Annotated in this window: 18 protein-coding genes and 2 riboswitches; of the genes, 7 read left to right on the top strand and 11 right to left on the bottom strand. The window is 69.8% G+C overall.

What is annotated here, in order from left to right:
* Positions 1–143: 143 nt before the first annotated feature.
* The 5 genes from ACZ6I3_RS36570 to ACZ6I3_RS36590 all read right to left on the bottom strand — a co-directional run bounded on the left by ACZ6I3_RS36570 (position 144) and on the right by ACZ6I3_RS36590 (position 5,889).
* Positions 144–1,910, bottom strand: coding sequence for an ABC transporter substrate-binding protein (locus ACZ6I3_RS36570; RefSeq protein ID WP_469420651.1), 1,767 nt, complete (start codon positions 1,908–1,910; stop codon positions 144–146).
* 8 nt (positions 1,911–1,918) lie between these two features.
* Positions 1,919–2,917 carry an ABC transporter permease gene (locus ACZ6I3_RS36575; protein ID WP_469420653.1) on the bottom strand — a complete coding sequence of 333 codons (999 nt, stop codon included), beginning with the start codon at positions 2,915–2,917 and terminating at the stop codon, positions 1,919–1,921.
* Between the two features lie 328 nt (positions 2,918–3,245).
* Complete coding sequence (locus ACZ6I3_RS36580; protein WP_469420655.1) at positions 3,246–4,046, bottom strand: enhanced serine sensitivity protein SseB C-terminal domain-containing protein; 801 nt, start codon at positions 4,044–4,046, stop codon at positions 3,246–3,248.
* A gap of 163 nt (positions 4,047–4,209) precedes the next feature.
* Positions 4,210–4,998 carry an enhanced serine sensitivity protein SseB gene (locus tag ACZ6I3_RS36585; protein ID WP_469420656.1) on the bottom strand — a complete coding sequence of 263 codons (789 nt, stop codon included), beginning with the start codon at positions 4,996–4,998 and terminating at the stop codon, positions 4,210–4,212.
* Positions 4,999–5,220: 222 nt separating this feature from the next.
* Entirely contained in the window at positions 5,221–5,889 is a 669-nt protein-coding gene (locus tag ACZ6I3_RS36590; protein ID WP_469420711.1) for an AAA family ATPase, read from the bottom strand.
* A 182-nt stretch (positions 5,890–6,071) separates the two neighbouring features.
* Positions 6,072–6,172, top strand: a riboswitch (glycine riboswitch).
* 1 nt (position 6,173) lies between these two features.
* Positions 6,174–6,300, top strand: a riboswitch (glycine riboswitch).
* 35 nt (positions 6,301–6,335) lie between these two features.
* Between ACZ6I3_RS36590 and gcvT the strand changes: the two genes are divergently transcribed.
* The 6 genes from gcvT (at position 6,336) to ACZ6I3_RS36620 (ending at position 12,962) form a co-directional block, all read left to right on the top strand.
* On the top strand, positions 6,336–7,463 hold the full coding sequence (gene gcvT / locus ACZ6I3_RS36595) for a glycine cleavage system aminomethyltransferase GcvT (protein ID WP_469420657.1): 1,128 nt from the start codon (positions 6,336–6,338) through the stop codon (positions 7,461–7,463).
* A gap of 134 nt (positions 7,464–7,597) precedes the next feature.
* Positions 7,598–7,975: a glycine cleavage system protein GcvH gene (gene gcvH / locus ACZ6I3_RS36600; RefSeq protein ID WP_469420658.1), complete on the top strand. Its 378-nt coding sequence runs from the start codon at positions 7,598–7,600 to the stop codon at positions 7,973–7,975.
* Between the two features lie 14 nt (positions 7,976–7,989).
* Positions 7,990–9,252, top strand: a complete 1,263-nt coding sequence (glyA, locus tag ACZ6I3_RS36605) for a serine hydroxymethyltransferase (protein ID WP_469420659.1) — start codon at positions 7,990–7,992, stop codon at positions 9,250–9,252.
* A 144-nt stretch (positions 9,253–9,396) separates the two neighbouring features.
* Positions 9,397–10,764 carry an L-serine ammonia-lyase gene (locus ACZ6I3_RS36610; protein WP_469420660.1) on the top strand — a complete coding sequence of 456 codons (1,368 nt, stop codon included), beginning with the start codon at positions 9,397–9,399 and terminating at the stop codon, positions 10,762–10,764.
* 103 nt (positions 10,765–10,867) lie between these two features.
* The gene (locus ACZ6I3_RS36615) at positions 10,868–12,274 is read left to right on the top strand and encodes an MFS transporter (protein ID WP_469420661.1); all 1,407 of its coding nucleotides are present in this window, start codon (positions 10,868–10,870) and stop codon (positions 12,272–12,274) included.
* Between the two features lie 130 nt (positions 12,275–12,404).
* Positions 12,405–12,962, top strand: coding sequence for a glycoside hydrolase family 25 protein (locus ACZ6I3_RS36620; protein ID WP_469420662.1), 558 nt, complete (start codon positions 12,405–12,407; stop codon positions 12,960–12,962).
* A 120-nt stretch (positions 12,963–13,082) separates the two neighbouring features.
* Here ACZ6I3_RS36620 and ACZ6I3_RS36625 read toward each other — a convergent pair whose 3' ends face one another.
* Positions 13,083–13,295: an EF-hand domain-containing protein gene (locus tag ACZ6I3_RS36625; RefSeq protein WP_469420663.1), complete on the bottom strand. Its 213-nt coding sequence runs from the start codon at positions 13,293–13,295 to the stop codon at positions 13,083–13,085.
* A gap of 48 nt (positions 13,296–13,343) precedes the next feature.
* Positions 13,344–14,258, bottom strand: a complete 915-nt coding sequence (locus ACZ6I3_RS36630) for a MerR family transcriptional regulator (RefSeq protein ID WP_469420664.1) — start codon at positions 14,256–14,258, stop codon at positions 13,344–13,346.
* Between ACZ6I3_RS36630 and ACZ6I3_RS36635 the strand changes: the two genes are divergently transcribed.
* Positions 14,257–14,979, top strand: a complete 723-nt coding sequence (locus tag ACZ6I3_RS36635; RefSeq protein WP_469420665.1) for a GNAT family N-acetyltransferase — start codon at positions 14,257–14,259, stop codon at positions 14,977–14,979. The two genes, ACZ6I3_RS36630 and ACZ6I3_RS36635, sit on opposite strands and share 2 nt — an antisense overlap.
* Positions 14,980–15,022: 43 nt before the next feature.
* On the opposite strand, the gene ACZ6I3_RS36640 is transcribed toward ACZ6I3_RS36635, so the two are convergent.
* From ACZ6I3_RS36640 to ACZ6I3_RS36655, 4 genes are all read right to left on the bottom strand, one after another.
* A complete protein-coding gene (locus ACZ6I3_RS36640) occupies positions 15,023–16,201 on the bottom strand; it encodes a YncE family protein (RefSeq protein WP_469420666.1) in 1,179 nt (392 codons plus the stop codon).
* Positions 16,202–16,324: 123 nt separating this feature from the next.
* Positions 16,325–16,828 (bottom strand): ATP-binding protein, encoded by a 504-nt coding sequence (locus tag ACZ6I3_RS36645; RefSeq protein WP_469420667.1) that lies wholly within the window; start codon positions 16,826–16,828, stop codon positions 16,325–16,327.
* 274 nt (positions 16,829–17,102) lie between these two features.
* The gene (locus tag ACZ6I3_RS36650; protein WP_189727742.1) at positions 17,103–17,870 is read right to left on the bottom strand and encodes an enoyl-CoA hydratase/isomerase family protein; all 768 of its coding nucleotides are present in this window, start codon (positions 17,868–17,870) and stop codon (positions 17,103–17,105) included.
* 78 nt (positions 17,871–17,948) lie between these two features.
* Positions 17,949–19,175: a L,D-transpeptidase gene (locus tag ACZ6I3_RS36655; RefSeq protein WP_469420668.1), complete on the bottom strand. Its 1,227-nt coding sequence runs from the start codon at positions 19,173–19,175 to the stop codon at positions 17,949–17,951.
* Between the last annotated feature and the right edge of the window lie 139 nt (positions 19,176–19,314).

The raw sequence follows: 19,314 nt of genomic DNA on the forward strand, positions 1-19,314 counted from the left end.
AAAAACCCACCCCCCCCCACCCACTACCACCGGCGCCCCCCCCCCCCCCCCCCCCCCCCCCCCCCCCCCCCCCCCCCCCCCCCCCCCCCCCCCCCCCCACCCGGTGCCTTCACCTGCCTTTCGAAAGGATCCGGCCTGCTGACTTACTTCGCGGAGCTCATCAGCAGGTAGTCGTACATGCCGAGGTAGGCCTGCGTCACCGTGACGTTGGCCGCGGACTTCGGCCTGAGCAGCAGGTTCTTGCGGTAGATGACGGGAACGACCGAGGCGTTGTCGAGCACCATCTTGTCGATGTCACCCCAGGCCTTGGTGCGGGCCGCGTCGTCGGTGTTGGCGATCGCGTCCGTCAGAGCCTTGTTGATCTTCGGGTCGTCCAGCTCCATCAGGTTGTTGCCGCCCGAGGGCTTGATGGCAGCGCCGTTGATGATCTGGTCGAGGAAGCCGTAGCCGGTCGGCCAGTCGGCGCCCCACGCCATCGAGAGCATGCCGAGCTTCTTGTCGTGGACGTAGCTCGGGACACCGGCGAAGTTGGAGAAGTACTTGCCGGAGGGGAACTGCTTGATCTCGACGTTGATGCCGATCTTCTTCAGCGACGCCTGGACGGCCGTGGCCTGCGCGATCTCGGCGGGCCGGTCGGAACGGGCCGTCAGGATCGTGTCGAAGCCGTTCGGCTTGCCGCACGCCTTCAGCGCCGCCTTGGCCTTGGCCACGTCACCCTTGTGACCCTCGGTCGCGTAGGTGTCGAACTTGGTGTAGCCGTTGACCGACGGCGGCAGCAGCGTGGTCGCCACATCGCCCTTCGGCGAACCGCCCATGGCGTCGAGAACCGACTGCTTGTCGAGGCCCCACTGCACGGCCTTGCGGCAGTCGGCGTTGTCGAACGGCTTCACGTTCACGTTGAGCGCGATGTACTGCGTGGCGCCCGCGTAGGAGCCGTCCGTCTGGGCGGCGAGCTTGCCGCGCAGCACCGTCGGCTGGGTCTGCGGCTGCACACCGGTGCCGGCCGCGTCAGCCGTGATCTTGTCGGCGATCAGGTCCTTGTCGACCGTGACCGGGTTGACCTTGAACTTGATGGTGATCTTGTCCGGCAGGGCCTTGCGGATCGGGTCCGTCTTGGCGTCCCACTGCTTGTTGCGCACGAGGGTGGCACTGCGGCCCTCGGCGTATGACTGGAACTGGTAGGGGCCCGTGGACTGGATGGCCTGCACGTACTTCGCGCCGGTGTCCTTGGACTGCTGCACCGGGGCCGTCTGCGAGAACGTCGCCAGGTAGTCGAAGTCGGCGAACGGCTGCTTCAGCTTGAAGACGATCGTCTGGTCGTCCGGCGTCTCGATGGACTTGATGCCCTCGGCGGACTTGTCCTTGTAGGGGCCCTTGTACTTGTCGCCGCCGTCCAGGTACGCCTTGAAGTACGTCGGGCCGTTGGACAGCGCCTCGGGCGCGAAGTTGGAACGCTCGATGGCGTACTTCACGTCCTTGGACGTCACCGGGGTGCCGTCCTGGAACTTCACACCCGTACGCAGCTTGTACGTCCAGGTCTTGGCGTCCGTGCTGGACTTGCCGAGGCCCTCGGCGAGGTCCGGCACGACCTCCAGGCCGTCCTTGCCCGCCGCCGGTTTGAACGTGGTGAGCGTTCTGCCGTAGAGGCGGGAGAAGTTCTGCACCCAGCCGTAGTACGTGTTGCCCGGGTCGAGCGAGTCGGGCACGTCCGAGTGCTCGTACGAGACCGTCCCGCCCTTCTTGTCCGACGCGTTGACGATCGAGTTCAGCGCGGCGTCCTTCTTGCCGCTGCCTCCCCCGTCGTTGTCGTCGCCTCCGCCGCCGCACGCGGCAGCACCCAGCGACAGTGCCAGGACCGACGCAACGCCGGCGGTCACCCTTCTCGTCTTCACCTGAGGAAGCCCCCTCATTCGATGGATCACTTGCTGCGAGGGTCGAGGGCGTCACGCAGCCCGTCACCCAGCAGGTTGAAGGCCAGGACGGTGATGAAGATCGCCAGTCCGGGCACGAACATGTACTGCGGATCAGCCGTGTAGAGATCCACAGCGTTGCTGAGCATGCCGCCCCAGGAGGCCTGCGGCGGAGCGATGCCGACACCGAGGAAGCTCAGCGCGGCCTCGAAGAGGATGTTCGTCGGGATGATCAGCGTCGAGTAGACGATGATCGGCGCGACGAGGTTGGGGAGCAGTTCCCGGAACAGGACGTACGGACCGCGTGCTCCGAGGCTGGTGGCCGCCTCGATGAACTCCCGCTTGCGCAGGGTCATGGTCTGCGCCCGCACGATGCGTCCGATGTACGGCCAGCTGAAGAAGCCGATCACGAAGATCAGCACGCAGATGCGCAGGGACAGGCCGTCGAGACCGAAGAAGCCGTCCTGCACCGCTGCCGAGATGGAGATGGCGAACAGCAGCAGCGGGAACGCGAGGAAGGTGTCCATCATCCGGCTGATGACGCTGTCGATCCAGCCGCCGTAGTAGCCGGCGACGACACCGAGCACGGTGCCGATGCACACGGACAGCAGCGTGGCGCCGCCCGCGACCAGCAGGGAGACCCAGGAGCCGTCGATGATGCGGGCGAGCATGTCCCGGCCGTACTGGGGGTCCACGCCGAGCGGGTGGTCCCAACTCATGCCTCCCCAGCCGCCCTTGGGTGCGAGCAGCGCGGGGTCGATGAGGTCCTGGTTGAACTTGTCGGGATCGAGGTTGAAGATCCACTGGATCGGCTTGGAGAGGATCGCCATCAGGACGAGCAGGATGACGACGACGCCTCCCGCCATCGCCACCTTGTCCCGCTTGAAGCGCATCCAGGCGATCTGGGTGAGCGAGCGCCCCTCGATCTGGCTCTTCTTGACCCCGGCGAGCACGGCCTCGGGCTGTGCTCCGGCTTCCGCCCCGGTGGTCTCGATCGGTGCGGTCACGGTGCGATTGACCCCTCTCGACCCGGCGATCGCCGAGCCCCTGGCTGCCGCTGTAGCGGTTTGTTTGTCTCGTACACGAGACCGACCCGGCCCGTGTCTTGCCGGGAGTCTTCAACGCTTTGGCGATCTGTTGCCAGACTTGGCGATGAAAGGATGCGTAAACGTGATGCTGTCTGCGGGGTTCCGTTATCCGGACAACGGGTAGCAGGGGTCGGACACGCTGCGACAGGGGCATATTAGGACAGCGATGCCCTTTTCACCCTTATCTACGCGCGGAGAGTTGAGCGGCTGTCGCGTTCCGGAACGGCTTCGCGAGATCCGGTGCGGGTCAGTACCTGCCCTGGGCAGGGGGGTACCCGTAGCCCGAGGCGGGGGCCTGGACGGGGGCGGTGGCGTGGGCCTCACGGTCGTAGAAGGGGCGTGCGCCGGAGCGCAGCCACATGGCGACCGGGTCGTGCTCGTCGGACATCGCGACGGTCGACACGGGCAGTCCGTCCGGTACCGCGCCGAGGGACTGCTGCATCATCGCGCGCACCGCGTCCACGGCCGGCGGCGAGGTGTCGTAGACGTCGAGTCCGATGGCGAGGTACGGCGCCCCGAGCGCGGGTTGGACCCAGGCGCGGCGCAGCGAGCGGACGGCCGGGGTGCGGTGGGCGTTCTGCGCGAGCAGGGCGTAGAACTGCGGGATCTCGATGGCCGGTTCGGACAGCCGCAGGGGTCCGGCGGGCTGGCGGTCCAGGCCCGTGGCGATGCGGCGCAGGTCGAGCCAGGGGATGCCGACGCCGCCGCCGGGGGCGTGCGGGTTGAGCCAGAGGCCGTAGCGGTCGGGGTAGAGGGCGCGGGCCACGTCGATGCCGTCGACGACCTCGTAACTGCGGTTCCAGCCGCTGGCCGAGAGCTCCTGCGCGGAGGTCACACAGGGGGCGTAGCCGTGGCCCTCGACCTCCATGTTTCCGTACTGGGCGTCGGGGGATCCGGCCTGGCCGTGCCACAGCAGCATCCAGATCTGGCCGCTGTGCGGGGTCGCGAGCGCGCGCAGGAGGGCCTCATAGGCGTCATAACGCCCGGGCGTGACCTGGCGCAGCATGTGCTCGACCTGTCCGGCCGCGGCCGTGCCGCTCGCGCTCACCTTTACCGCCCCTTCGTACAACGCCTCGACCGTGACCTAGCTTAAGCCCGCCCACCGACTAGGGACTTGCCCTCGTCCGGCGGGTGCGGGTCCGTCTGTGGCTTGTCGCGCCCACGCGGCGGAGCCGCATGGTGTCACAGCCCGCGCCCCTCAGTGCGTTGCCCTACCGCTGATAGAAGGGCCGGACCCTGTTTCGCATCCACTCGCCGACCGGGTCCTCCGCCACGTCCAGAAGCACCAGGTTGACCGGCCAGGGGGCCGGGGCGGCGGTGACGGCGCGGGTGAGGGCGTCCAGCGGGAGGGCGCGCAGGTCGCCTTCCCACTGGGAGAGTTCGACGCCGACGAACATCACCGGGTCGGCGGTCTCGATCGCGGCGAGGCAGCGACGGGCGGTGACGACGACGCCGATCGCCTCGAACTCGGCGGAGGCGGCGGCGAGGAAGTCCACCGGGTCGTCCTGCCAGTCGGGCTCGAAGAGGCGGACCCGGCCGCCGCTCGCGGGGCCGTCCAGCGGGGTCCGGCCGGCCCGGCACAGCTCGGCCACGGCCGGCGGCGGGAGCGGGATGCCGACGACGCCGCCCGGGTTGATGGCCATCCCCGCGTGCGGGGGCAGACCGCGGGCGAACTCCACGGCCGGCGCGATGGTGTACGACATGTGCGAGCCGACGACCTGGCGGAACTGCTCCTCGGAGCTGAACACCGGCACGTACGCCTGGCCGTCGATCTCGATGCCGGGGAGGTCGAGGGGGCCGCTCTGCGGGCCGCCGCCGCTGGGCAGCGGGATCCACACGAAACTCCGGCCGAGCACCTCGACGATCCGCCCGCCGGCCGAGGGGCCGGCGCCGAGGGAGGCCGAGAGCACCTCCTCCAGCTCGTTGCCGGGCCATCCGCCGTGCGGGTGGGTCTGCGTCTGCGCCGGGAAGTCCGCGGAGAAGTCCGCCGGGAAGTCCATCTGCCTACCGCCTGCCTGAAACCACTGCTGTGGCTCAAAGGCTAGCGGCTCGGGAACGACGGACGGCCACCCCGTGAACCACGAACCGCGGACACCCCTCCCGGGCCGGGAGCCCCTGCCCCACGAACACGGCTCACGGGCCACGCCCGACCGCCCCATGAACACCGGCTCACAGGCCGGGGACAGCCGGGCCCAGAAGCACCCGCCCGCCGGTCTGGGTGGTCAGCCGACGAAGCCGATGCGGTGCAGGGTGTTCGCCGCGTCGCGGTCGGCGAGGATCGCTGAGCCGCAGCCGGTGGGCAGTTCGCCCCGTTCGACCTCGCGGAGCAGCCGGGTGGTGGCCGCGCGGTGGCGCAGGAACGCGTACCGCGAGACGCCGCGGCCTCGGTCGCGCTGGCCGGCCAGGGCCTGCTCGGGGGTGACGTCGAGCATCAGCAGGTGGAGCGTGCCGCCCCGGCGGCGGGCCTCGCGGGCCAGCCAGCGGCGGACCCAGGCCTGTGTGCCGCAGTCGTGCACGACGACGGCCTCGCCCCCGCGCAGGGCGCGGCGCAGCCCGGCGTAGTGGGCGAGGCGGACGAGCGGACGGTAGACCGCGTACGGCAGGGCACGCGGCATACGGCGGGCCCAGTGGTCGCGGGTGTCCTGGGAGTCGATGCGCCGGCCCGGCACGGTGCGCCGCATCAGCGTGGACTTGCCGCTGCCGGGCAGGCCCGTGACCACGACGATGTCGCGGGGGCCGAACAGCAGCGCGTGCGGACCGCGGCCGGCGCGCTCGCGCAGATCGCGGACGACCGGCACCGGCTGCGGGCCGCAGGCCGCACGCGCCGGAGCGGTCGGCTGCTCGGGCAGCGCGATGCCCGACGTCGTGGCGTACGCGGTGGTCCTGTTCACCGTGATCGTCCTCCCCTGGGGCCAGGTACGGAGTCCCATGCCCGCCGAGTGTAAAGAGAAGGTAATGCCCGATGTCTCTGGATTTAGTCCTCTTCCTGCAACATCCCTGCTACAGGGTGGTCCCCCTGCCACCCCGCGACAATGCGTGCAATGATGTGCCCGCCAACTGCATACCGGCCGTTTGAATCCGCGCGGGAGAGTCCCCAGCACCGTCCGACGCTGGGGCGCCGAAGGAGCAAGTCCCTCCCTTGAATCTCTCAGGCCCCGTTACCGCGCGGGCGAGGCACATCTGAAAAGCGGGCCGCAGCCTTCTCCGGAGTCCGGGAAGCCGCGTGGCCCCACCCAAGGTGCAAGCCGTTGACCCGCGCGGTCATGGCGAACCTCTCAGGTTCCGATGACAGATGGGGAGGAACGACCTCGCCGTCATGCCTGGGAGACAACGACCGATGAGCAGTAGCAGTACAGGAGAACTCCGCCACACCGCGCTCGATGCCCTGCATCGTGCGCTCGGCGCGACGATGACCGACTTCGCCGGCTGGGACATGCCCCTGCGCTACGGCTCCGAGCGCGACGAGCACAACGCCGTGCGTACGAAGGCCGGGCTGTTCGACCTCTCCCACATGGGCGAGATCACCGTCACGGGGCCGGAGGCCGCCGCCCTCCTCGACCACGCGCTGGTCGGCAACATCGGCGGGGTCAAGCCCGGCCGCGCCCGCTACACCATGATCTGCCAGGCCGACGGCGGCATCCTCGACGACCTGATCGTCTACCGGCTGGCCGAGCAGGAGTACATGGTCGTCGCCAACGCCTCCAACGCCCAGGTGGTCCTGGACGCGCTGGTGGAACGTTCCGCCGGCTTCGACGCCGAGGTGCGCGACGACCGGGACGCCTACGCGCTGCTCGCCGTACAGGGCCCGGAGTCCCCGGGGATCCTGAAGTCCCTGACCGACGCCGACCTCGACGGCCTGAAGTACTACGCCGGTCTGCCCGGCACGGTCGCGGGCGTCCCGGCCCTCATCGCCCGCACCGGGTACACCGGCGAGGACGGCTTCGAGCTGTTCGTGAAGCCGGAGCACGCCGTCGAGCTGTGGCAGGCCCTGACCAAGGCGGGCGAGGGCGCCGGCCTGGTCCCGTGCGGGCTGTCCTGCCGCGACACGCTGCGCCTGGAGGCGGGCATGCCGCTGTACGGGCACGAGCTGAGCACCTCCCTGACGCCCTTCGACGCCGGGCTCGGCCGGGTGGTGAAGTTCGAGAAGGAGGGCGACTTCGTCGGCCGCGAGGCCCTGACCGAGGCCGCCGCACGCGCCGAGCAGAACCCGCCCCGCGTCCTGGTCGGACTCGTCGCCGAGGGCCGTAGGGTCCCGCGCGCCGGGTACCCGGTCGTCACCGGCGGCGAGGTGATCGGCGAGGTCACCTCCGGCGCCCCCTCCCCCACGCTCGGCAAGCCGATCGCGATGGCGTACGTCGACCCCGCGCACGCGGCGCCCGGCACACCCGGTGTGGCCGTCGACATCCGGGGCAGTCACGAGCCGTACGAGGTCGTGGCGCTGCCGTTCTACAAGCGCCAGAAGTAGAGACCGGCCAAGCGCCGGAAGCGGACACCGGCCGCGGGCCGCCACAGCGGTCCCGGGCGTCTCACCCCCGCTCACCAGCGGTTTCCTTCGTCAGCATTCATCAGCACTCCCGCGCGTACAGGAGAATCCAGGCCATGAGCAACCCCATAGAGCTGCGGTACAGCAAGGAACACGAGTGGCTGTCGGGCGCCGAGGACGGCATCTCGACGATCGGCATCACGGAGCACGCCGCGAACGCGCTCGGCGACGTCGTCTTCGTCCAGCTCCCCGAGGTCGGTGACGCCGTGTCCGCGGGCGAGACCTGCGGCGAGCTGGAGTCGACCAAGTCCGTGTCCGACCTCTACTCCCCGGTCTCCGGTGAGGTCACCGAGGTCAACGAGGACGTCGTGAACGACCCGTCCCTGGTGAACTCGGCCCCCTTCGAGGGCGGCTGGCTGTTCAAGGTGCGCGTCACGGACGAGCCGGGCGACCTGCTCTCCGCCGACGAGTACACCGCCTTCTCCGCCGGCTGAGGAGTCATAGCCGTATGTCCGTCCTGAACACATCCCTGCACGAGTTCGACCCGGCCGTCGCCGCCGCGGTCGACGCCGAGCTGCACCGGCAGCAGTCCACGCTCGAGATGATCGCCTCGGAGAACTTCGCCCCGGTCGCGGTCATGGAGGCGCAGGGCTCGGTCCTCACCAACAAGTACGCCGAGGGCTACCCTGGCCGCCGCTACTACGGCGGCTGCGAACACGTCGACGTGGTCGAGCAGATCGCGATCGACCGGGTCAAGGAGCTGTTCGGCGCCGAGCACGCCAACGTCCAGCCGCACTCCGGTGCCCAGGCCAACGCCGCCGCGATGTTCGCGCTGCTCAAGCCGGGCGACACCATCATGGGTCTGAATCTCGCGCACGGCGGGCACCTGACCCACGGCATGAAGATCAACTTCTCCGGCAAGCTCTACGACGTCGTCGCCTACCACGTCGGCGACGACGGCCGGGTCGACATGGCCGAGGTCGAGCGGCTGGCGAAGGAGTCCCGGCCGAAGCTGATCGTCGCAGGCTGGTCCGCCTACCCGCGGCAGCTGGACTTCGCCGAGTTCCGCCGGATCGCGGACGAGGTCGGCGCGTACCTGATGGTCGACATGGCGCACTTCGCCGGGCTGGTGGCGGCGGGCCTGCACCCGAACCCCGTGCCGCACGCGCACGTGGTGACCACGACCACCCACAAGACGCTGGGCGGCCCGCGCGGCGGTGTGATCCTCTCCACGGCCGAGCTGGCCAAGAAGATCAACTCCGCTGTCTTCCCCGGTCAGCAGGGCGGTCCGCTGGAGCATGTGATCGCGGCCAAGGCGGTCTCGTTCAAGGTCGCGGCCTCCGAGGACTTCAAGGAGCGCCAGCGCCGTACGCTGGAGGGTGCCCGCATCCTGGCCGAGCGTCTGGTGAAGGACGACGTCCGGGCCGTGGGCGTGGACGTCCTGTCCGGCGGCACGGACGTGCACCTGGTCCTGGTCGACCTGCGCCACTCGGAGCTGGACGGACAGCAGGCCGAGGACCGCCTCCACGAGGTGGGCATCACGGTCAACCGCAACGCGATCCCGAACGACCCGCGCCCGCCGATGGTGACGTCCGGTCTGCGGATCGGCACGCCGGCCCTGGCGACCCGGGGCTTCACGGCCGAGGACTTCGCGGAGGTCGCGGACGTCATCGCCGAGACGCTGAAGCCGTCCTACGAAGCGGACGCCCTGAAGGCCCGGGTGAAGGCCCTGGCCGACAAGCACCCGCTGTACCCGGGCCTGAACAAGTAACGCCTGCACAAGTAACGCCTGCACAGCAACACCTGCACAAGCAACACCTCACAAGTAACGAAGAAACCTTTCAGGGCGCCGTGCCCGCCACAAGCGGTCGCGGCGCCCGGCCCCACTGCACCACCCCCGTAGTCAGGAGTTCCCGTGGCCATCTCGGTCTTCGACCTGTTCTCGATCGGCATCGGCCCGTCCAGCTCCCACACGGTCGGCCCGATGCGCGCGGCCGGCCTGTTCGCCCGGCGGCTGCGCAACGAAGAGCTGCTGGAGTCGGTCGGCTCCGTCCGTGCCGAGCTGTACGGCTCGCTCGGCGCCACCGGCCACGGCCACGGCACGCCCAAGGCGGTCCTGCTCGGCCTGGAGGGCGACTCGCCCCGCACGGTCGACGTGGAGAAGGCCGACGACCGGGTCGAGGCGATCAAGACCGACGGCCGGCTGAATCTGCTGGGCGAGCACGAGATCGCGTTCTCCTTCGACGACGACATGGTCCTGCACCGCCGCAAGGCCCTCCCGTACCACGCGAACGGCATGACCCTGTGGGCGTACGACGCCTCGGGCGCGGAGCTGCTGACGAAGACCTACTACTCGGTCGGCGGCGGCTTCGTCGTCGACGAGGAGGCCGTCGGCGCGGACCGCATCAAGCTCGACGACACCGCCCTGAAGTACCCGTTCCGCACGGGCGACGAGCTGCTGCGCCTGGCCCAGGAGACGGGCCTGTCCATCTCGGCGCTGATGCTGGAGAACGAGCGCGCCTGGCGCACCGAGGAGGAGATCCGGGCCGGCCTGCTGGAGATCTGGCGGGTGATGGAGGCCTGCGTCGCGCGCGGCATGTCCCGCGAGGGCATCCTGCCGGGCGGCCTCAAGGTGCGCCGCCGCGCCGCGAACACCGCGCGCAAGCTCCGCTCCGAGGGCGACCCGCTGGCCCTCTCCATGGAGTGGATCACCCTCTACGCGATGGCGGTCAACGAGGAGAACGCGGCAGGCGGCCGGGTCGTCACCGCCCCCACCAACGGCGCGGCCGGCATCATCCCCGCGGTCCTGCACTACTACGTCAACTTCGTGCCCGGCGCCGACGAGGAGGGCGTGGTCCGCTTCCTGCTCGCCGCGGGCGCGATCGGCATGCTGTTCAAGGAGAACGCCTCCATCTCCGGCGCCGAGGTCGGCTGCCAGGGCGAGGTCGGCTCCGCCTGCTCGATGGCCGCGGGCGCCCTGGCCGAGGTCCTCGGCGGCTCACCGGAGCAGGTCGAGAACGCCGCCGAGATCGGCATGGAGCACAACCTCGGCCTCACCTGCGACCCGGTCGGCGGGCTGGTCCAGATCCCGTGCATCGAACGCAACGGCATGGCCGCGGTCAAGGCCGTCACCGCCGCCCGCATGGCCATGCGCGGCGACGGCTCCCACAAGGTCTCCCTCGACAAGGTCATCAAGACGATGAAGGACACCGGCGCCGACATGTCGGTGAAGTACAAGGAGACGGCCCGGGGCGGGCTGGCGGTGAACATCATCGAGTGCTGAGCGCCGTACCCACAGGCGTCTCACCATGCGGGAAGTCGATACCGAAAAACGAGATGGCTGACATCGTTGCAGGGTCCATGTTTCATGCGTGAAGGACCGATCGATGCCCGCCCCAGCCACTGCCCCGACGCCCGTCAACCCGCGGTCCCGCGTCCTCGTCGCCAGCCTCATGGGCACGACGATCGAGTTCTACGACTTCTACATCTACGCGACCGCCGCGGTACTCGTCTTCCCCCAGCTCTTCTTCCCGAGCAGCGACCCGACGACCGCGCTGCTGTCGTCCTTCGCGGTCTTCGGCGCCGCGATGGTGGCCCGCCCGATCGGCGCCGTCGTCTTCGGGCACCTCGGTGACCGGCTCGGCCGCAAGAAGACGCTCGTCGTCTCGCTCCTGACCATGGGCATCGCCACGTTCCTCATCGGCGTCCTGCCCACCTACGCCCAGGCCGGCTGGGTGGCCACCGCGCTGCTCGTGCTGATGCGGCTCGCGCAGGGGTTCGCGCTCGGCGGCGAGTGGAGCGGCGCCGCCCTGGTGGCGACCGAAAACGCCCCCAGCGGCAAGCGCGCCCTGTACGGCACCTTCCCGCAGCTGGGCGCCCCGCTCGGCTTCATCATCGGCAACGGCCTGTTCCTGGTCATCGGCGCGCTGCTGCCGTCCGCGGCGGGCGCCGACCCCTCGCAGCCCTCGGACGCCTTCGTCAGCTGGGGCTGGCGCATCCCGTTCCTGTTCTCCGCCGTGATGGTTGCGATCGGCCTGTGGGTGCGCTCCCGGCTCGTCGAGTCGGCGGTCTTCGCCAAGACCCGCGAGTCCGGCGGGGTGCGGCGGCTGCCGCTCGTCACCGTGGTGCGCGGCCACGGGAAGCAGCTGGTCCTGGGCACCTTCATCATGCTGGCGACCTACGTGCTCTTCTACCTGATGACCACGTTCTCGCTGAGCTACGGACGCACCGCGAAGGACGCCGCCGTGCCCGGACTGGGGTACGACTACACCACGTTCGTGCTCATGATGATCTTCGGTGTGCTGTTCTTCGCCGCGTTCACCCTGATCTCCGGTCCGCTCGCGGACCGGTACGGGCGGCGCACGACCCTGATCTGGATCACCGCCGCGATCCTGGTCTTCGGACTGGTCTGGGTGCCGCTGATCGACCTCGGCACGCTCGGCGTGGTGCTGTGGCTCGTCCTGGGCTTCACCCTCATGGGCATGACGTTCGGCCCGATGGGCGCGCTCCTGCCCGAGCTGTTCCCGACCAGCGTCCGCTACACCGGCTCCGGCATCGCGTACAACGTCAGCTCGATCCTCGGGGCGGCGGTCGCCCCGTTCATCGCCGTGGCGCTGTGGGAGGCCGGGGACGGCTCGCCGTGGCTGGTCGGCGTCTACCTCTCGGCGATGGCCGTGCTGACGCTGATCGCGCTCCTGCTCGGCAAGGAGACCAAGCACGTCTCCCTCGACGACCGCGAGGCCGTCCCCGCCGACGACGCGACCCGCGCCCCCGCTCCCTCCCCCACCTCCTGAAACCGACCGGCGTTCACCACCGCCGGGCCGCGAGCCTCCTCGCGCCCGGCGTACCGCCGCCGTCTCGGGGCATAACAACAACCCCCGAACCAAGGGAACTTCAGCCCCACCCGCACCAGAGGGAGCCCCCATGCTGCGCGGCATCGACGTGAGCGCCTACCAGTCCTCCTCCTACGGCACCGACGGCCTCTCCTTCGTCTTCGTCAAGGCGACCGAGGGGCGTTCCTACGTCAACCCCAAGCTCGCCGCCCAGACGAAGCGGGCGCGTGACGCCGGACTGGTCGTCGGCTTCTACCACTTCCTGTGGCCCGGCAACCTCACCGCCCAGGCCGAGTACTTCGTCGGCAAGGCCCCGGACCGGGCGGGCGACATCCTCGCCGTCGACTGGGAGACGACCAGCAACGGCACGCACGCGAGCAACGCGGAGAAGGACCTGTTCATCCGCAAGCTGAAGGACCTCCGGCCGAACAACCAGGTGGTGCTCTACTGCAACCGGAACTTCTGGCTGACCGTCGACAAGACCTCCTACGCGGGCGACGGCCTGTGGATCGCCGACTACGTCTCCGCGGGCAAGCCCCGCATCAAGGCGAAGTGGCGCTTCCACCAGTACACCGACGACCCGCTGGACAAGAACGTGGCCGACTTCGAGAGCAAGGCGGCGCTGCGGAGATGGGCCGAGGACGCCTGACCGGCGGGACGGCCGCTGGAGCGTGCGTGCGGCTCGCGGGGCATGACGAGGGGCCCGGTCCGACCTGGGTCGGACCGGGCCCCTTCGTTCAGGAAGCGGAGCGCCTCCGGCAGCGGGCGACTACTTGTTCAGGTAGGACCAGAACTCGTCGAAGCTCAGCTGCTTGTCGCCGTCGAGGTCGCGGGTCTTGATGACGACCTCGGCGACGGACTCGGTGACGTTCCAGTCACCCGACCGGGCCAGGGCGGTCTTGAACTCGGCAGCGGTGATGTATCCGTCGCCGTCCGTATCGATCCGCTCGAACTGCTTGCGTGCTTCCTCGATGTCCGCCACCGATCCGCCCCTACTCTCGTGTTCTGCGTCGTGCTGACGCAGGTCAGATTAACTGGCCGTGCGTGCCTCCAGCGCGGCGACCACCCAGGCGAACTCCTCGTCGTAGGTCGGCTGGGGGCCGAGGCCGTTGACGAGGGCCTGGAGTTCGCGGTAGCGGGCGACCCGTACGTCGGATGCGGCCGAGAGGCGTTCGAGTACGGCGGCCCGGTCGGTGTCGCCGAGCAGATCCCTCAGGACGCCGTCGGCCTCCGGTGCCCCGGGGGCGATGCCGCGCTGCCGGGCGTCCGCGGCGAGCTGTACGAGCCGGCTGATGAACCACAGGGACGATCCGGCCGGTACGTCCGGCCCCCGGTCGGCCGCGTTGAACTCGATCATCTGCCGCATCTGGGCGCGGAAGCCGGGGTCCTGGATCAGCTCGGCGAGCTCCACCCAGGCGTCGACCTGCTCGGGAGTGGGGTCGTCGGGCAGCTCGGCGGCCGCGAGACGCAGCCGGTGGCGGATGTCCGGGTCTGCCGTGTCGATCCCCTCGAAGACCTCCGCCATGAAGTCCTCGACGATCTGCCGCCGTTCGGCCGTCGAGAGCCGTGCCAGTCTGTTCATGAGTGTCATCTCCTCCTCGCTGGAGCCCCGCTTCGCCACCGTCGACAGCACCGCGCGGGTCACCGTGAGCGACCGGATCTGTGCGTCCAGCGCGACCACGTGCGCTGCGGCGACCTGCGCGACCGTCGTCTCGCCGGCCAGGACCCGGCGGACGTCCGCCAGGCCGAGGCCGAGTTCGCGCAGGGTGCGGATCAGCTCCAGGCGGGCCACGGACGCGGCGTCGTACAGCCGGTAGCCGCCCGCGGACCGGGCCACCGGGGGCAGGGCACCCTCGTCGGACCAGTAGCGGATGGTGCGCACGGTCAGCCCGGTGACCCGGGCCAGTTCCCCGATGGTGAGCATTCCGGTGCCGTCGTCGATCATGTCTGCGAGTCTGGGCCCTCCAGTGGGTGGAGACTCAAGGAGCGCGTCGGTGGCGGACACTCTGCAGGGCATTCTGGACGCGGCGGCCCGAGGCGTCTTCCCGCCGGCGGACGGCGGGACGACGATCGTGAACCAGCCCTCGCACCGGGACGCGGGGGTCCTCGCCTTCACGGCCCACTCGGTCGTCTTCACCGACGAGGATCCCGGGTGGATACGCCGGACGCTGGCCGGCACCGACTGCGACGGTCTCGCGGCCACGATGAACGCCCGTTTCCTGGCGGCCCTCATGGACCGGACCGGGCGTACGTCCGACACGATCGACGTGCTGCTGACCGGCGCCGCGCTGCCCGGGGAGCCTCCGCTCGCGTTGACGGAGATCGACGATCCCAGTCATCCACGGGTGGTCTCCGCACGCCGTCGGCGGGACGACGTGCGGGTGTGGGCGGCGGACGGCGGGGTTCTCGTCCTCGGCCGCGGGGTGGCCGGGCGGTGGGAGGTCGCCGTCGAGGTGGCGGAGGAGGCGCGGCAGCGGGGGCTGGGGCGGCGGCTGGTGGCGGCGGCGCGGCACCTGGTCGGGGACGCCCCGGTGTGGGCCCAGGTGTCGGCGGGGAACGCCCGTAGTCTGCGGGCGTTCCAGGCGGCCGGCTACCGGCCCGTGGGCTCGGAGGCGCTGCTCAGTGCCAGGGCTCGGAGTGCGGATTGCTCTCGCACTTGCTCATGATCGCCGAAGTGTCGACTTCCCTTCGGTGGACGGCAGATGGCGCTCACCGGAAGATGCCCGTGTGGCCGAGGGAGTAGCGGCCGGGCTGCGGGTAGACCGCGAGGCCGTGCGGGCCGCTGCCGACGGGGATGCGGGCGAGCTGGGCGCCGGTGCGGGTGTCGATGGCGTAGACCTCGGCGTCGTAGCGGCCGGAGAGCCACAGGACCTTGCCGTCGGCGGAGACGCCGCCCATGTCGGGGCTGCCGCCGTCGGGCAGGTCCCACTTCTTGGTGAGCTTGTTCCGGGTGAAGTCGAAGACGGAGACGGTGCCTTCGCCTCGGTTGGAGACGTACATCTCGCGGGAGTCGCGGCTGACGTAGAGGCCGTGGCAGCCCTTGCCGGTGGGCAGCAGGGTGGGCTCGGTGAACCGGTCGCCGTCCAGGACCCACATCCCGTGGGCCATCATGTCGGCGATGTAGAACCTCTTGCCGTCCGGTGAGACCTTCACGTCCTGCGGCATGGCGCCCTCGAACGGCAGCCGCTGCTGCCCCACGACCTTCATCTTCTCGGTGTCGACCTTGAGCAGCTCGCCGCTGAACTCGCAGGAGACGATGAAGTAGCGGCCGTCGAGGGAGAAGTCGGCGTGGTTGACGCCGTAGCAGGAGACCGGGACGGTCTTCTTGATCTCCATGGTGTGCGGGTCGCGGAAGACCAGCTCGCGGTCGAGGGAGGCCATCACGACGGCGTACCTGCCGTTGGGCGTGAAGTAGAGGTTGTACGGGTCGTGGACCTCGACCTCCTTGCCCGCCTTGCCGGTCTTCGGGTCGATCGGGGTGAGGGTGTGGCCGCGGTTGTTGTTGACCCAGAGCGTCTTCAGGTCCCAGGAGGGCACGACGTGCTGGGGCTGCCGGCCCACTCGGATGGTCTCGATGATCTCGTACGTCTTCGGGTCGATGACGGAGACGGTGTCGGACTCGGTGTTGGGGACGTAGACCCGGGACGGGAAGCCCTTGACCACGGGCGACAGCTTGTTGGGGCGGTCGGCCGCGTACACGTCCTTGGGGTCGAGGACGGGTGGCATGCCCGGCAGGCCCTGGACGGTCTTCTTCTCGGCCGGAGCGGGCACGGCGGCCTTGGTGGGGCGTGTCCCGGAGGTCCGCTCCTCGCCCTGGGTGCCGCAGGCGGCGAGGACGGCGAGGGCGGCGCCCGCGACGAGGGTGCTCTTGAGGAAGTGGCGGTGCATTGGACCATTTAAGGGGCGCTTCGCAGGGAAATCGGTGATTCGCCCGATCGACATCCAGGTGAGTCGTCGCAGGTCACACCCCCGGTCGAGCCCGTGCCGCCGCCGGTGGGCCGTGAGCGGGCGTCAGCGGTCGGCGACCCGCATCTCGAACCACGTCGTCTTTCCCCGGGGCAGCAGATCGACCCCCCAGCGGTCGGCCAGCTTGTCGACGAGGAAGAGGCCCCGGCCGCTGACGTCCATCTCCTGGACCGGCATCAGACAGGGCAGCCCCCGGGAGGGGTCGCGGACCTCGACACGGATCCAGCCCCGGCGCCGGTGCAGACGCAGCCCGAAGACGCGGGCGCCGGTGTGGCGTACGGCGTTGCCGACCAGTTCGGAGACGAGCAGGACCGCCTCCTCGGTGATCTTGGGGGTGAGTCCCCAGTGGCGCAGGACCACGACTTGAGTGAGCCGTCTGGCGGTGGCGGCGGACTCGGGGCGGGACGGCAGTGGAACCTCTGCCTCCGTCGGATTGCCGTACAACTCCAGTGCCTTGAGCGCCCGTTCGTCCTCGACGGTCGGCGACCAGCGCGCCGCGGCCGCATGTGCGTGTCCCCGCGGCTGTTCCATACCCTCCAGCCCCGCCATGCCCCCCATCATGGCCGTCCGGGGCGCCCGACGGGGCCGTTCCCTGGGAATAGACCCCCCGGAACGGGCCCCGAAACGGCAGTCCAAAGGCATATGCCATGGGCACTTCGGAGCCTTCCACGGCCCGTGTGACCTGCGGATACGGCCTGCTTGGGGGCAAGCGACGACGCATCCCGACCAGACAGGCTTAAGGCTCCCTTAAGGCTGCGATAAACCGCCCCTTCGAGGGATCCGGATCAGACGCCGTGTCAATTGCAAGCCCCTGGAGGGGTGTTCACAGGAACTTGGCCTTGCCCGGCCCCTCCTCCACGAAGCTGCGCATGCCGCGCTCGCGGTCCTCGGTGGCGAACAGGCCCGCGAACCAGTTGCGTTCGATGGTCAGGCCCGTCTCGATGTCCGTCTCCAGGCCGGCGTCGATCGCCTCCTTGGCGGCGCGCAGCGCGAGGGCCGGGCCCTGTGCCAGCTTGGCGGCCCAGGCGTGCGCCTGCGCGTACACCTCGTCGGCGGGGACGACCCGGTCCACCAGGCCGATCTCCCGGGCCTCGTCGGCCTTCACCATCCGGCCGGTGAAGATCAGGTCCTTGGCCTTGGAGGGGCCGACCAGGCGGGCCAGGCGCTGGGTGCCGCCCGCGCCGGGGATCAGGCCGAGCAGGATCTCGGGCTGGCCGAGCTTGGCGTTCTCGCCGGCGATGCGGTAGTCGGCGCACAGCGCGAGTTCGCAGCCGCCGCCGAGCGCGTAGCCCGTCACGGCCGCGACGACCGGCTTGGGGATGCGGGCCACCGCCGTGAAGGAGTCCTGCAGGGCGCGGGCGCGCAGGACCATCGCGGCGTGGTCCATCGCCTGCATCTCCTTGATGTCCGCGCCGGCCGCGAACACCTTCTCGCCGCCGTAGACCACCACGGCCCGCACGTCGTCGCGGCGCGTGGCCTCCTCGGCGAGTTCCTTCAGCCGGTCCTGTGTGGCGATGTCCAGCGCGTTCATGGGCGGGCGGTCGAGACGCAGCGTGCCGACGCCTTCAGCGACTTCGAGAGAGACGGTCATGGGCAGCAGGTTAACCAGGACTAACGCCGAAGGCCCCGGTGCGGTCCGTCACACCGGGGCCTTCAGGTCATCGTGGAGCTACTTCTTCCACTTCTCCCACGACATGTTCCAGCCGTTGAGCCCGTTGTCCGGGTCGACGACGCGGTCCTCGGAGTTCTTGACGACCACCACGTCGCCGATCATCGAGTGGTTGAAGAACCAGGCGGCCGGCACCTTCTTGTCCCAGCCGCCGCGCACGTCGCGCAGGCCGATGCAGCCGTGGCTGGCGTTGTACTCGCCGAAGGCGCCGCCCGCCCAGTAGTTGCCGTGCAGGAAGGTGCCGGAGGTGGTGAGGCGGATCGCGTGCGGGACGTCCTTGATGTCGTACTCGCCGCCGTAGCCGACGGTCTCGCCGTTCATCCGGGTCACCGGGAGCATCTCGCTGACGACCATCTGGCCGTTCCAGGTCTCCATGCCGGGCTTGCCGGTGGTGACCGGGATGGTCTTGAACAGCTTGCCGTCGCGCATGACCTTCATCGTGAGCTTCTTGGCGTCCACGACGGAGACCTGGTTGCGGCCGATGGTGAAGTCGACCGTCTTGTCCTGCTCGCCGTAGACGCCGGAGCGCCCCTCGACGCCGTCGAGGTTCAGGTCGACCGTCACCTTGGTGCCGGTCTTCCAGTACTTCTCGGGACGGAAGTCGAGACGGTCGTTGCCGAACCAGTGGCCCTCGACGTCCACGGCCGGCTCCGTCTTGATGCGGATGGCCTTCTCGACGTCGTCCGGGTTGGTGATGCCCCGGTCGAAGCGGATGGAGAACGGCATCCCGACGCCGACCTTCGAGCCGTCCTCGGGAGTGAAGGTGCCGGTGAAGGTGTTCTTGGGCGTCAGCGTGGTGAAGTCCGCGTCCTCGGCGGCCGTGCGGCCCTCGGAGTCCTTGGCCAGCGCGTGGACCGTGTACTTGGTGGCGGCGGCCAGATGGCCGGCCGGCGTCCAGGTGGCGCCGTCGCCGGATATCTCGCCGTCGACCTTCTTGCCCTTGGCGTCCTTGACCTCGACCTCGGTCAGTTTGCCCTTGGCGGCCGTGACCTTCAGCTTCCCGCTGGTGTCGACGGACTTGGCGCCGTCCTTGGGGGTGATGCTCACCACGGCCTCGGACTGTTTGCTCTGCGCGGTGTCCGAGCCCTTGCCGGTGCCCCCGCCGGCACCGGCTCCGCTCTCCCCGCCGCCACACGCCGTGACGGCGAGGAGCATCCCGCCGAGTATCAGCGCGAGCAGTCCGTGCCTGCCCCCAACCGACGCCCCCGATATCGGTCGCCCGTTCAAGTCGTTCTCCCCTCCCCGGGCCTGGTCAGGCCCACAACCCCTGCGCGTCCCCCGCGCCCCGGCGCATAGTAACCACAAGGTGCCGGGCACCGGCGGCCCTCGAATGTCACTGTTCCGTCCCAACGGAACGCCGGGTCGA

The sequence above is a fragment of the Streptomyces sp. NPDC041940 genome, assembly GCF_055589465.1.

Coding starts and splice junctions, on each gene's coding strand:
- ACZ6I3_RS36570 (WP_469420651.1), bottom strand. CDS start 1,910: ATGAGGGGGCTTCCTCAGGTGAAGACGAGAAGGGTGACCGCCGGCGTT.
- ACZ6I3_RS36585 (WP_469420656.1), bottom strand. CDS start 4,998: ATGGACTTCCCGGCGGACTTCTCCGCGGACTTCCCGGCGCAGACGCAG.
- gcvT (WP_469420657.1), top strand. CDS start 6,336: ATGAGCAGTAGCAGTACAGGAGAACTCCGCCACACCGCGCTCGATGCC.
- gcvH (WP_469420658.1), top strand. CDS start 7,598: ATGAGCAACCCCATAGAGCTGCGGTACAGCAAGGAACACGAGTGGCTG.
- glyA (WP_469420659.1), top strand. CDS start 7,990: ATGTCCGTCCTGAACACATCCCTGCACGAGTTCGACCCGGCCGTCGCC.
- ACZ6I3_RS36615 (WP_469420661.1), top strand. CDS start 10,868: ATGCCCGCCCCAGCCACTGCCCCGACGCCCGTCAACCCGCGGTCCCGC.
- ACZ6I3_RS36620 (WP_469420662.1), top strand. CDS start 12,405: ATGCTGCGCGGCATCGACGTGAGCGCCTACCAGTCCTCCTCCTACGGC.
- ACZ6I3_RS36635 (WP_469420665.1), top strand. CDS start 14,257: ATGTCTGCGAGTCTGGGCCCTCCAGTGGGTGGAGACTCAAGGAGCGCG.
- ACZ6I3_RS36630 (WP_469420664.1), bottom strand. CDS start 14,258: ATGATCGACGACGGCACCGGAATGCTCACCATCGGGGAACTGGCCCGG.
- ACZ6I3_RS36640 (WP_469420666.1), bottom strand. CDS start 16,201: ATGCACCGCCACTTCCTCAAGAGCACCCTCGTCGCGGGCGCCGCCCTC.
- ACZ6I3_RS36645 (WP_469420667.1), bottom strand. CDS start 16,828: ATGGCGGGGCTGGAGGGTATGGAACAGCCGCGGGGACACGCACATGCG.
- ACZ6I3_RS36650 (WP_189727742.1), bottom strand. CDS start 17,870: ATGACCGTCTCTCTCGAAGTCGCTGAAGGCGTCGGCACGCTGCGTCTC.